Source organism: Paenibacillus sp. FW507-14B1B (assembly GCF_058781425.1).
Genome location: NZ_JBYSWS010000005.1, coordinates 127,597 through 139,773 on the forward strand (window position 1 = coordinate 127,597; position 12,177 = coordinate 139,773).

Annotated in this window: 14 protein-coding genes; 5 read left to right on the forward strand and 9 right to left on the reverse strand. The window is 44.0% G+C overall.

All coding sequences use genetic code 11. The features are described 5' to 3' along the window. Positions 1-93: 93 nt before the first annotated feature. Complete coding sequence (locus tag AC3WJJ_RS21835) at positions 94-924, reverse strand: imm11 family protein (protein WP_492543731.1); 831 nt, start codon at positions 922-924, stop codon at positions 94-96. Positions 925-1,099: 175 nt separating this feature from the next. Here AC3WJJ_RS21835 and AC3WJJ_RS21840 point away from each other — a divergent pair, with 175 nt between their 5' ends. Both AC3WJJ_RS21840 and AC3WJJ_RS21845 read left to right on the forward strand, forming a co-directional pair. After that, a complete protein-coding gene (locus tag AC3WJJ_RS21840) occupies positions 1,100-1,756 on the forward strand; it encodes a futalosine hydrolase (protein WP_492543732.1) in 657 nt (218 codons plus the stop codon). Continuing rightward, positions 1,753-2,610 carry a 1,4-dihydroxy-6-naphtoate synthase gene (locus AC3WJJ_RS21845; RefSeq protein WP_492543733.1) on the forward strand — a complete coding sequence of 286 codons (858 nt, stop codon included), beginning with the start codon at positions 1,753-1,755 and terminating at the stop codon, positions 2,608-2,610. The genes AC3WJJ_RS21840 and AC3WJJ_RS21845 overlap by 4 nt, the downstream gene beginning before the upstream one ends. Before the next feature lie 112 nt (positions 2,611-2,722). Here the strand turns inward: AC3WJJ_RS21845 and AC3WJJ_RS21850 are convergent, their stop codons facing one another. Next, on the reverse strand, positions 2,723-3,247 hold the full coding sequence (locus AC3WJJ_RS21850; protein WP_492543734.1) for a mismatch-specific DNA-glycosylase: 525 nt from the start codon (positions 3,245-3,247) through the stop codon (positions 2,723-2,725). Positions 3,248-3,323: 76 nt separating this feature from the next. Next, positions 3,324-3,815 carry an LURP-one-related family protein gene (locus AC3WJJ_RS21855; RefSeq protein ID WP_492543735.1) on the reverse strand — a complete coding sequence of 164 codons (492 nt, stop codon included), beginning with the start codon at positions 3,813-3,815 and terminating at the stop codon, positions 3,324-3,326. 172 nt (positions 3,816-3,987) lie between these two features. On the opposite strand from AC3WJJ_RS21855, the gene AC3WJJ_RS21860 reads away from it, so the two are divergent. Together AC3WJJ_RS21860 and AC3WJJ_RS21865 are read left to right on the forward strand one after the other, a co-directional pair. Further along, positions 3,988-4,521, forward strand: coding sequence for an RNA polymerase sigma factor (locus tag AC3WJJ_RS21860; protein WP_492543736.1), 534 nt, complete (start codon positions 3,988-3,990; stop codon positions 4,519-4,521). After that, the gene (locus AC3WJJ_RS21865) at positions 4,522-5,493 is read left to right on the forward strand and encodes a DUF4871 domain-containing protein (RefSeq protein ID WP_492543737.1); all 972 of its coding nucleotides are present in this window, start codon (positions 4,522-4,524) and stop codon (positions 5,491-5,493) included. It abuts the gene before it with no gap. Between the two features lie 58 nt (positions 5,494-5,551). Here the strand turns inward: AC3WJJ_RS21865 and AC3WJJ_RS21870 are convergent, their stop codons facing one another. Continuing rightward, positions 5,552-6,451, reverse strand: a complete 900-nt coding sequence (locus AC3WJJ_RS21870) for a DUF6612 family protein (protein ID WP_492543738.1) — start codon at positions 6,449-6,451, stop codon at positions 5,552-5,554. A gap of 121 nt (positions 6,452-6,572) precedes the next feature. On the opposite strand from AC3WJJ_RS21870, the gene AC3WJJ_RS21875 reads away from it, so the two are divergent. Then, entirely contained in the window at positions 6,573-7,151 is a 579-nt protein-coding gene (locus AC3WJJ_RS21875) for an SLOG family protein (RefSeq protein ID WP_492543739.1), read from the forward strand. Positions 7,152-7,241: 90 nt separating this feature from the next. Here the strand turns inward: AC3WJJ_RS21875 and ald are convergent, their stop codons facing one another. The 5 genes from ald to AC3WJJ_RS21900 all read right to left on the reverse strand — a co-directional run bounded on the left by ald (position 7,242) and on the right by AC3WJJ_RS21900 (position 12,172). After that, a complete protein-coding gene (ald, locus tag AC3WJJ_RS21880) occupies positions 7,242-8,363 on the reverse strand; it encodes an alanine dehydrogenase (RefSeq protein WP_492543740.1) in 1,122 nt (373 codons plus the stop codon). Positions 8,364-8,448: 85 nt separating this feature from the next. Next, positions 8,449-10,437 (reverse strand): methyl-accepting chemotaxis protein, encoded by a 1,989-nt coding sequence (locus tag AC3WJJ_RS21885; RefSeq protein WP_492543741.1) that lies wholly within the window; start codon positions 10,435-10,437, stop codon positions 8,449-8,451. Between the two features lie 36 nt (positions 10,438-10,473). Continuing rightward, positions 10,474-10,833 carry a response regulator gene (locus AC3WJJ_RS21890; RefSeq protein ID WP_492543742.1) on the reverse strand — a complete coding sequence of 120 codons (360 nt, stop codon included), beginning with the start codon at positions 10,831-10,833 and terminating at the stop codon, positions 10,474-10,476. A gap of 11 nt (positions 10,834-10,844) precedes the next feature. Continuing rightward, the gene (locus AC3WJJ_RS21895; protein WP_492543743.1) at positions 10,845-11,291 is read right to left on the reverse strand and encodes a chemotaxis protein CheX; all 447 of its coding nucleotides are present in this window, start codon (positions 11,289-11,291) and stop codon (positions 10,845-10,847) included. 215 nt (positions 11,292-11,506) lie between these two features. Next, positions 11,507-12,172: a response regulator transcription factor gene (locus tag AC3WJJ_RS21900; RefSeq protein ID WP_492543744.1), complete on the reverse strand. Its 666-nt coding sequence runs from the start codon at positions 12,170-12,172 to the stop codon at positions 11,507-11,509. Positions 12,173-12,177: the final 5 nt, after the last annotated feature.

Sequence of the window (12,177 nt, forward strand, 5' to 3'; positions counted from 1 at the left end):
TTCCTTAATAGTAAGTACTTCTCTAGTGTTCCATTATATGTATTTTTCTAAGAAGGTACAATAGTCCTGTATAGCAGCATAGTATGCGTTTTTTTATTTTTCTCCGACCAAACAGATATCTGTCTTTTCAACCTCATGCCATTGTTGCAGTAACAATATTGGCGGAATGTAGACGGGTCTCAACCACTGGTATGTCAGGTCGAGCGTCAAACTTCCAAGCCATAACCTCCCTTGAGCATCACGCTGCATTTTCCATTCCCTACTGGCCACTGCTCTTCCTTCATGTGTCTTATCCAATGCTTCATCATAACTGAATTCAGTCCCTTTGTTTCGCTCTATTTCTGCTAAAGCTGTTTGGTATTGCATCTGCTGCTGTCTTTCCATTTCCTCTGTGAACTCGGAGTCGCAGACGACAGAAAATTCAATACCTTTCAATTCATTTTTTTCAATTAGTCGTTTAAATGCGTCCGTAACAAAAACGGATGTCTTCATTTCCTTGATTTTAAAGATGCTAGTATCCGAAGTGATCTTGTTAAAATCAAATACTAGTTTATTAAAATTGGAAAATTTACCTGTAGGGTATCTTTCGAATGATGATCTCTCCCAATCAACACATTCCAGAACATTAGTTACATTCATAATAAACAAATTAAAATCATCATGTATTAGCGGTAGAAATTCTACTTCCTTGATAACCAGATCGTCCATAATATTTTTAGCTTTAACTGAAACGATAGGAACGCCAGGCCGATAGGATGGAAAATCATTACACAATCTTTTGTGCGTAGTCACAACCTTAAAAGGAGTCCAAATGTTCAATTTAGAACTACCGTCAAAATCACTGGCTATTGGATGTCCCTCCCAATCAGGACTATCTATCGTCATCACCTTATTGTACATCGGATTTATCTCGTAAAGTTTCATGCTCATCTTTCCTTTCGAAGATATCTATAAATTCCCATATTATATTCTTCGGTTAAGTTAAGTATCTCGTTGAAGATTTACTCAATATCTCCTGCCCGACTTTACATTCATCCGAAAACCTTTTAACGTTAAGTTACAATAAGAAGGTGTAACTGCTTGATGAGGGGGAAAACTTATGAATGAATCTTCACCAAAAATATTAATCGTCACGGCCGTTGCCGCAGAAAGAGATGCCGTGCTTCGTGGACTTGCTGGCAATACTCAGTATGAGGTTATCGCCGCAGGCGTGGGACCCGCAGCGGCAGCATCTCGTACAGCAAAGACGCTCGCGTCAGGTCATTATAAATTCGTCATCAGCGCAGGTATTGGCGGCGGCTTCCCAGGACAAGCTCCTGTCGGATCGCTTGTCATAGCTAGTGCGATCATTGCCGCAGATCTCGGCTCTGAAACACCTGAAGGATTCATTAGTGTGGACGAGCTCGGTTTCGGTTCGTCCCATATCCGGCCATCATCAGAACTTGCAGAACAGCTTAGTCGTACGCTGCAAGCGGCAGGACTGACTGCAACATATGCTCCAATCCTTTCCGTATCAACAACAACCGGAACTAGCGAGACTGCCGCGGCACTGGCAGCCCGTGTCCCTGGAGCTGCTGGAGAGGCTATGGAAGGATTCGGTGTAGCACAGGCTGCACAGGATTTCGAACTTCCTGTCTTTGAAATCCGTGCCATATCTAATCTGGTAGGTCCTCGTGACCGTGAAGCCTGGCGAATACCTGAAGCACTGCAAGTATTAGAAGTTGCAAGTTCAAAACTACCGGAGGTGCTGACATGAAAATCGCCTTTTCTCCGTGTCCGAATGACACCTTTGTCTTTCACGCATGGGCACATAACCTTATTCCTGGTGCACCTGAATTGGAAGTGACTTATGCAGATATCGATATGACGAACAACTGGGCCTCTGGAAAGAATCCAACTGACCATGATGTACTCAAAATTTCATATGCTGCATTGCCGTGGGTTCTCGAAGAATATGCACTAATTCCATGTGGGGGAGCGCTTGGACGTGGATGCGGCCCGCTTCTGCTGACTAATGGATCATCTTGGGATCCATCTGTGAACTCAGCTGATCCTACCTTCTTGTCAGGTCGCAAGGTCGCTGTCCCGAGTGAACGCTCTACCGCATACCTTCTCTTCCGACTCTGGGCTGCACAGAACGTTCCTGGCGGTTTCGGTGAGATTATTGTTATGCCGTTCGACCGGATCATGCCTGCTGTCCGAGATGGAGAAGTTGATGCAGGGCTTGTCATTCATGAAGCCCGATTCACCTATCCTTCTTATGACCTCAAACTCATGACCGATCTTGGAAGCTGGTGGGAATCCGATACAGGGCTCCCCATCCCACTCGGTGCGATCATCGCGCGTCGCAGCCTAGACCTAGATCAGATTACCGCATGGACTCGGGCGTCCGTCGAATACGCATGGGCTCATCCGGAAGCTTCCCGTGAGTATGTATTGAGCCATGCCCAGGAGATGGATGTAGAAGTGGTGGATGCACACATCGGCTTATATGTGAATTCATTTACTGGAGATCTTGGAGATGATGGGTTTGCGGCTGTATCTGCACTGCTGACTCGTGCAGCAGATGAAGGACTTGTTCCTAGAATTGATCCAGCAAAGCTTCGATAACTTAAAGAGCAAGATTATTCGAATCATTAATCGCCAGAACTTAACAACAAAGGAGTGCCAACGTTCAGATGAACATTGGCACTCCTTTTTCTCTTCCCATTACGCTAACGAATCAACAACCAAATTCCCCTTCATTTTGAATGAAGTCACTGAGTTGCTGATAAATTCCGATAATGTCATCCATCTTCATACGAACCAAGCCACTTGAGGAAGGGGCTACAAATTCCAGTACTCCATCTACAACGGACTCCCGCTGAAAGCCCCATTTCACTTGAGACTTACGGCTGTATTCAGTATACACTCCTTTACCTACAAAACAGGCGATGCGCGGACGATACTGTTCTAGCTTCACTCTCAGTATTTCACGTCCCTCTTCGTACTCTTCACGGGTAATATCTTCCGCGCCGCGCGTAGGCCTAGCGACAATATTCGTAAACCCGTATCCTAGTTTCAGTAGTTCACCATCCTCCGAAGTGTCATATAGACGAGGCGTTAACCCCGATCGGTGCAATATGCGCCAGAAATTATTCCGAGGATTCGCATAATGATGTCCCACTTCACCAGAACGCAGACTTGGATTAAAGCCAATAAAGAGGATGGAGAGCCCGTGGTCCAGATGATCCATAATCTCGTGCATGTTTGCTCCCTCCTGTGATTGACATTTTGTACTAATGGAATGACTATTGTTAAGATTTCAGCTTCGTTCATAGATCTTAAGCAGAACTGTTATTGGCTCGTTTACGAATGGCATGAACACCCATAACGATAGCAATCAGCTCCCAGTCACCAAGACGCTCACTACCATTCGCCAAATAAAAAGCTCCGGATTGCAGCCAATTGCTCGTCTGTCTGAAGCTAGCAATTATTCGTCCGTCTTCTCCCTGCACCTCATATTCCTTAGAGAAGGATGGGGATGTAATTTCATAGATCCCACGTTCTCCGGCATCATATTCGAATTTTTTCGTAAAAAAACTCATACGCATGCGGAGCACACCAAGCTCATATTCATTAGCATCCGAAACTTCCCACTTGTTCGAGAAGAAGCGAAACTTCCCTCCACAAACCCTAGTTCCTGCCTGATCATACACATCTAGAGAAGAACCAAAGGCACTTTTCAAATCTACATGTCCAAGAATATCACCGGCTTCATTCATAATGTCGGTCATACCCGCACTAAAAAAATTATCTTTAAAATATATCCCCATCGCGGCTGCTCCCTTCCATCCATTACCCAAAACATGTAACTTTATTATATGTCTCCTTTCCGATAATTTCAGCAAGATGAATTGTTTACGCTACACTTATCGTTTTTTTAGTATTTCTGGAACCAAACGATAACTCTGTTGTCTAATGAATAGAGAGGTGAGGCGATTGGGCTTGGAATATTTGAATAACATGGTCGGCGTTGATAATCCCAGCACTGTATTAACCGAGATGATGGAGGCCTATGGACAGGATGTGTGGAATTATGTATATTTCCTCACAAAGCGTCGTGATGTAGCAGATGACATCAGCCAAGAGGTCTTTCTGAGAGCACTTCAACATATTCAGCACTTCGAAGGTCGCAGCTCCGTGAAGACTTGGTTGTTCGCCATTGCTCGCAATTTGACCATAAACTACCTTAAATCCGCATTCATCCGTAAGGTCACGCTTGTCGACTGGGTATCACCAAAGAGTCATCAACGATCCGCTGAAATGGAAGCCATCGGGAGTATGGAAGTATCTCGAATATGGCAGCATGTACTCAGTTTACCTTTCAAACTCAGAGAGGTATTGCTCCTCGAATTTCATTACCAGATACCGAGACGTGAAATTGCAGCTCTCCTTGATATTTCTGAAGGTACAGTTAAATCACGACTTCATCGTGCCCGTGTTCGCATGGAAGTGCTGCTAAAAGGAGATGAAGCATAAATGAGCCACCCTGAGAACGAAAAAGAACAAGATTGGACTAAAGAGCTACGTACCTCTCCGTTTAAGAAGCCATACTTCACACAAGACATGAAGAACGATGTGCTCGATCGTTCGAGTAAGAGTAATCGGTCATCTAAGACAAGAAAAAAAAGTATTTTTCGTGCTACTGTAGCAGGATTAGGCTCGTTCGCCATCCTCGGAATGCTCATTATCTTCCTCCCTAATCTATTGGATAGCCAGAAGGTCCAGCCAGAGAACGGGCCCATGACTATTCCTGGTAACTGGACACCTCATGTGGAATATCTGGCTAAGGACGGAAGTCCGAAACTTCAAGTCTTTCCCGGGGGTGAATTTCAGGCAGGAACTCCAGCAGGAAGCTGGTGGAATCTATACGTTCCTATAGAGACACTTACCGGGGAGAGCATTCACATCACGGCGGTTCATAAGGATACTGGCATGCAGATAGAGGAGCTACCTGCTACTACGATCACATCTGATATGAAGTATGAAGATTTCACTCGTGTCTCATCAACTTTCTCCCTCCCACTCAGCGGCTTGTGGAGATTTGATGTATTTACAGGGGAAGAAAAATTCGGAGATGTTGTGATTGATATACCGGATAGTAGATGGGAACCAAGCCCTGTATTCAGATCAGGGAATTATGAGATGACAGGTGTAACGAACCGCCTGGGCTTCATTAATCCTGGGTTTATAGCGGGCCAGCCTAATAAATACATGTGGCATTTCTGGGGATCCGACTCGAATCTTACTGGTGAGCTTCGTATTACGGCAGTGAAACAAAATTCACTAGAAATCATAGATATATTCGAAGCCAAACTGCATCCTAGTAAGCTCAATGGAGCAGATGCTGCGATTCCTACTACCATGAGTCTCCCCACTCCCGGCATATGGAGACTTATGGTATCCATTGACGGTCAGCTCTTCGGAAGTGTAATTGTCACCGTCCAATAAACGAACAAAAACGGATGCCCTAGGGCATCCGTTTTTATAGTTAGTTAAAGTTCATCATCTACTTCACATTATCAGGGCTTTTTGCACCATCTAAAGCTTCTTGTGGAACTTCGATCTTCTTGATCTCATTATGCTTCGAGTACGTGCTCTTCATCTTCATATCCAGTGAGATACTTTGTCCTTCTTGATCCATCGACATCACCATATCCACATCGGATTTGGTTGGCAGATAGGTGTCTTTTTTCACCCCATAAATAATCTTCATGCTCTTGATATCCATTTGCTCCATCATCGCAGCGGTTTGATCATTGGAACCACCAGCTTGATTCATATAAGATTTCGCTAGCTCCTTCAGACTGTCACCAGAAACATCAGCTGTCAAAATATATGCATCGCCTTCTTCGCTCACTTTCGTATCTTTGGCGATCGATTTAAACTGCTCAAGCTGCTTCTCAGGACCTTCGGTTGTCATCTCCATGCTAGACATAATTTCTTTAACGCTTTCTTCCGGCAGTTGGAACCATTGACCATCTACAGAAGAATATACACCATTCTGAGTGATGTACTGCTTGATGTTCTGCTTGCCCTCACCAGGTACATCCATAATAATCTCTTGAACCATCTCCATCGGATTCAATGTAGTTTCCATTTTCATCGACATATCGACGTTCTGCTCCTGTTTGTTTTTACCATCACTCATAGTAATCAGCTGCTTGATATCAGCATCCATGGCGAAACTCTTCATATTCTGACTCGCTTCTGCCGACTTCTGAATCAGTTCATCTACGGTTGGAAGAGCATCTTCCTTTGGTGATTCCCCAGGCGTCTCATTATTGCCTCCTGGCTGCTCTGTCGTTGGCGGGTTCGCTGTACCTCCATCCGCTCCATCTTCTTTGCTGCATGCTGTGATCCCCATCACCAAAATCACGCTGAGTAACGCCACTGTCCACTTTTTCAAAATCATTTCCTCCTAAAATATGTATTCTACTGTATTTACCCACATCTCCAGAGATCGTAACAACATAAATGTGTTATCATCAAAAAAGAAGTAAGAAATATCATCAAGGGAAGTGCTTCAATTGAAAAATCTCCTTATTACAGGCTACAGAGCTCATGAGCTTGGCATATACAACAATAAACATAAAGGGATTCCCTATATCCGAAAAGCGATTGAGGCAAGACTGATCCCCCTCATTGAAGAAGGACTGGAATGGGTCATTACACCTGGTCAATATGGAGTCGATCTGTGGGCCTGTGAAGCAGCCATTTCGTTAAAAGCGAAGTACCCTCATCTAAAATGCTCTATTATTACAGCTTATAACCATCCAGAAGAAAAATGGAGCGAGGAGAAAAAAGAATACTACCAACAGATCCTAAACGGAATCGACTATTATGCAGCTGTCAGTAAAGATTCTTATCAGGGAAGTTGGCAATTTAAAGCCAGAGATGAACTGCTATTCCGTAAGACGGAGGGAATTTTACTTGTGTATGATGAGGACTCAGGTGAAGCCAGTCCGAAATTCGTGAAGGAACGTGCACTAAAAAAACATATGGAAGAGGGATACCATTACATCAGTATTGGCTCGGAAGAGATTCAGGCCGTTGCAGATGAAGATCATGGTGGATCTGACTTCTACGACGGCTATGACAATAACTAAATAACACAAATAGCCGTACCTTCACAGGACGGCTATTTATTGTACTAAATCTGGAATATAGCTGCCGAGAACCGCATCATCCTCGCTTCATCAAGGACTGGTCCAATATGCATCTAAACTCGTATAAGCATAACCATGAGCTTCCGCTACAGCCTGATAGGTAACTTTGCCGCCAATAACATTGATTCCTTTGGCCAAAGCACGATTCGTCATCGAAGCCTCACGCACTCCGAGTTTTGCTATTTTTAACCCATAGGGTGTAGTGGCATTCGTAAGTGCCAGTGTAGAGGTGCGCGCTACCGCTCCTGGCATATTGGCAACAGCATAGTGAATCACGCCGTGCTTAAGATAGGTAGGATTATCGTGTGTGGTTATGCGGTCAATGGTTTCAATGGAACCTCCCTGATCAATAGCTACATCGATAATCACGGATCCAGGACTCATATCTTTTACCATCTCTTCCGTCACTAACCGAGGAGCTCGCGCTCCAGGGATAAGAACCGCACCCACGACAAGGTCTGCTCCCTTGACCGTCTCTGCTATATGGAAGGGGTCTGACATGATTGTCTTGATTCGACCCTGGAACATATCATCAAGCTGACGCAATCGATTCGGGTTAATATCAAGTATGCTTACCTCCGCTCCCATGCCAAGTGCAATTCTAGCCGCATTCGTTCCTACAATGCCACCTCCGATCACAGCAACCTTCCCCGGCGCCACACCAGGCACTCCACTAAGCAATACACCTTTGCCGCCATGAGCCTTCTCTAGAAAATGAGCTCCAATCTGAATGGACATCCTCCCGGCTACTTCACTCATGGGTGTGAGCAGTGGCAGACTTCCATCATCCAGCTGTATCGTTTCATACGCGATGGCCGTTACTTTTGAATCCACCAGTGCCTTTGTCAGGTCCGCTTCTGGTGCTAAGTGAAGATAAGTATACAGAATTAGTCCTTCACGGAAATATGGGTATTCCTCAGGTAGCGGTTCCTTCACCTTAACTACCATGTCTGCAGACCATGCTTCTCTGGCAGTCGGAACGATCAAAGCACCAGCGATGGTATAATCTTCGTCAGTGAATCCGATACCCTCTCCCGCTCCGGTTTGCACCCTAACTTCATGACCTGAATTTCTATAGCTAACTACCGTACCCGGTGTCATCCCAACGCGGTTCTCATTATTCTTTATTTCCTTCGGAACTCCTATAATCATGGCTTTCAGCTCTCCTTAACATGAAGTATGAGTACTCTCTACAGCATTTTACCCAACTTCAGTAGATCTTCTACCATTATATACGCTACTTAATTTTGAACGCTGCCACCATATTGTTCAACTCTTCTGCCAATTGAGCCAGTGATTGTGCAGTCGCAGCGGTCTCCTGACTGCTGGCTGCCGTTTCTTCCGCAGTGGCAGAAATACTCTCGATTGCCGTAACGACTTCAGCCGCTTGAGCCGCTTGTTCTTCACTTGCTGCAGCGATTTCCGTTACCGTGTTGGAAGATTCATTTACCATAGTAATTATATGATCAAAAGAATTCCCTGTTTCTTCCGTAGTCATAACACCAGATTCCACAGCCTTCACACTTTCATTCGTATTATCCTGCATCCCCTTGATAATCACCGAAATCTGCTTGGTCGCTTCCCCGCTTCGTTCCGCGAGTTTACGCACTTCATCCGCAACAACAGCAAATCCTCTTCCCTGATCTCCTGCTCGGGCGGCTTCAATCGCTGCATTCAAAGCGAGCAGATTCGTCTGTCCTGCGATCTCGTTAATCACTTTAATGATCTCACCGATACGCACTGAATCTTCCTCAAGCATCGATACCTGCTTGCTCACACGATTCATGCCTTTAATGGACTGCTGAACGACGGTACCGCCTTGAGAAGCAACATCCGAAGTTTGACTCACTAGCTCAGCAGCAGATGTGGCACTGCTGGCTACAGCATTGATCGCATATGAGAGCTCTTTAAATAACTCATTCATCGTTTGTGCAGCTTCAGCCTGCTGGCTGCTTCCCATCGCCAGTTCTTCTGCACTGGCTGATATTTGCTGCGATGCAGCTGCAACCTGTGAAGCATTCATATTCACTTGCCCAATCATACGGGTCATACTTTGCGTTATATTATGAAACACGTTTGCTAAAGTTCCAATCTCGTCCTTACGTTGCCGATATTTTTCCGGAAGCTCTTGTGTAAAATCACCCAAGGCCATACTTTCCCCGACCACGACCGCGCGGTTCAAAGGTCTCACAATCGTGTTTGTTAACACTACAATGATGATTCCAAGCAGTATTAATGTAATGACACCAACACCAATGATATAAAATAAAAGCTCCAGTGTATCAGCTGCTATTTCCTTCATTGGAATAACAATCGTAACAGACCACGGTGTATCCGTATGTCCAACTTGAATAGGCGTGTACATCAGATAGGTGCCATCAACGTTATAGTTCAGCGTTTTTCCTCCATGAATAGCTGCCAATATATCAGAGACTCGTTCACTAGGAAATACTTCTTTTAGATTTTTTCCAATCTTACTTTTATCGGGCAAAGTAACAATTGTTCCTTCATTGGAATAGAGGTGAGCATACCCTGTCTTAAACAGCTTGAATTGATCCATCATAGCTTGCAGCTTCTCCAGATCAATATCGATACCAACAGCTCCTATGACCTTATCATCCTCTTTAATCGGAACGACAAGAGAGGTCATCATGACTTCTCTATCGTTAATGATCTCTTTATACGGATCTAAAATTGTCTCCTTCCCACTTTTCTTGGTCAATAGATAGTAATCACCTACGCCCTCTTTGTCATAACTTTGCAGCGCACTCAGCTCTATCCCTTGATCCGTCCTTTTCCAATATGGAATTAATCTACCGCTCTGATTCGTGCCTGCTGTATTTCGATAATCCAGGTCCTTACCATCAAACTCATTCGCTTCCCAAATCGTCCAGGCAGCTAAATAATTATCGTTGTCTTCCAGTACATCTTTTAAAATGGCGTCGACCGTTGCACGGTTCGTTTCCCCAGTATCCTTCATGATTTCAAAGTTATGTGCCAAAGTACGAGCAATCCCCATCGTGGTATCCAACTCATTCTGAACCGATACACCGATTTTCTCTCCTGCGGTCTCAGACAGAGACATGGCTGAATCCATCGTTCGACTACCCGAAAATACAATAATGGTGTATATCATTCCTGCTAGTAAAATAATAATAGAGCCAAGTATAAAAAACAGCATTCTAGATCGGAGTCTCATCCCGAACATTCCTTTTAAACGTTTCATTATAATAACCCCTTATTCTATGATTTCGCCTTACATTTAAATGACTCTACGAATGGATTCTAATACTCTTTCTTCTTGAAATGGCTTCACAATAAAATCTCTGGCCCCTGCCTGTAGTGACTGCACGACCATAGTCTGCTGCCCCATAGCGGAGCACATAATAATCTTGGCCCCGCCGTCTACCTCTTTAATTCGTTTAACTGCCTCAATTCCTTCCATGACCGGCATCGTAATATCCATCGTAACCAGATCCGGCGTAAGCGTCTTATACTTCTCTATCGCTTCCAATCCGTTCGCTGCTTCCCCTACGACTTCGAATCCGTTTTTCTCCAGCATCGTTTTTAATACAAGCCGCATAAATGCCGCATCATCTACAATTAAAATCTTCTTCATCATTGTGCTCCCCCTTAGTTATGAAACAACATCGCGATATGGATTACTCCGATTCCCTGGACTTGGACAGATATTTGAACACCTGATTCGAAACCAAATATTTTTAAATCTCCTTTTAATATGGTCGGAGGGGTAATATCAACATGCTTACCTTTTGCAGACAAAATGGTCGATGTGTTACCCGCGATCATATTCGCCACTTCTCCAATAAAGCTATGTAACATTTCACCCTCGAGCGGCATACCGAACATCGTTTCACCTAGTCTGCTAAAAATCTCGGGCTCAGCGTGGAATACCAATCTTCCCTGTACGTTGCCTACAATGCCGATCAACACCGCAATTCCTTGCTGTGCGAATCCTTGCTTTATTAGATCAGGTGAAGACACCTCCAAGGGATGCATAATTACCTGCTTCATAGCTTCGATGGTACTATCTAATATCACTAAATCCATTTCGTTCATTTGCACTAAATTCACCCTTTTGTAAGAAAATAGACCTATATTTATGTATGAAAATAATCATACACCCCACAGCTTCAGAGGTAACCGAAAAATAATTGCGCTGCCACGCAAAAATATTGCGGATATTTGCTGTTTTTTGTCGATTAACAAAAAAAAAGGACCGACATCCGTTTGGACATCAGTCATTTTTGATAAAAAGGAAAGGATATGTACTCTTATGAGGACGAACTACAAAAGTCTAAGTCAGACAACAGCCCAAGATTTTTTGCCTTAATCGCTGCTTCTATACGGGATTTCACATTCAACTTTTGAAACAGATTGGTCAAGCAGTATTCTAGGGAGCGCTGGCTCATAATGACCAGTTCTGCTATTTCCTTATTGCTTCTACCGTTTGCAATATATTTTAATATTTCATATTCCCTTCCGGTAATTGAGCTTGACTCAGTGACCTGAGCCACATTACGAACATGCCCTGTTATTCTTCGCATCTGTTTCACTAGGGATAGTGGGAGCACCACCTCTCCACGCAATGCACAACGGACAGCAGTCACTAGCTGCTCCTTGTTAGATGTTTTATGAACAAGTCCTGCAATTCCTGATTCGATCATTAGATTGAAATGATTCGTAAAATCATATCCAGTATAGGTCAAAATTATAGCATCAGGCACTATAGCAAGAAACTTCTTAGCAAGATCAATACCATTAATATCAGGCATATGTAGATCAATCAGCATGACATCAAAGCGTTGCTCTTTAACCAAATCGAGTGCTCGATCACCCGTATTCGCCAGTACAACCTTAAAGTCTCCTTCTTGTTCAAGTAGCATTTTGGTTCCTTCCATAACTGAAGGATGATCGTCTACTAATAAGATGTGATACATTATCA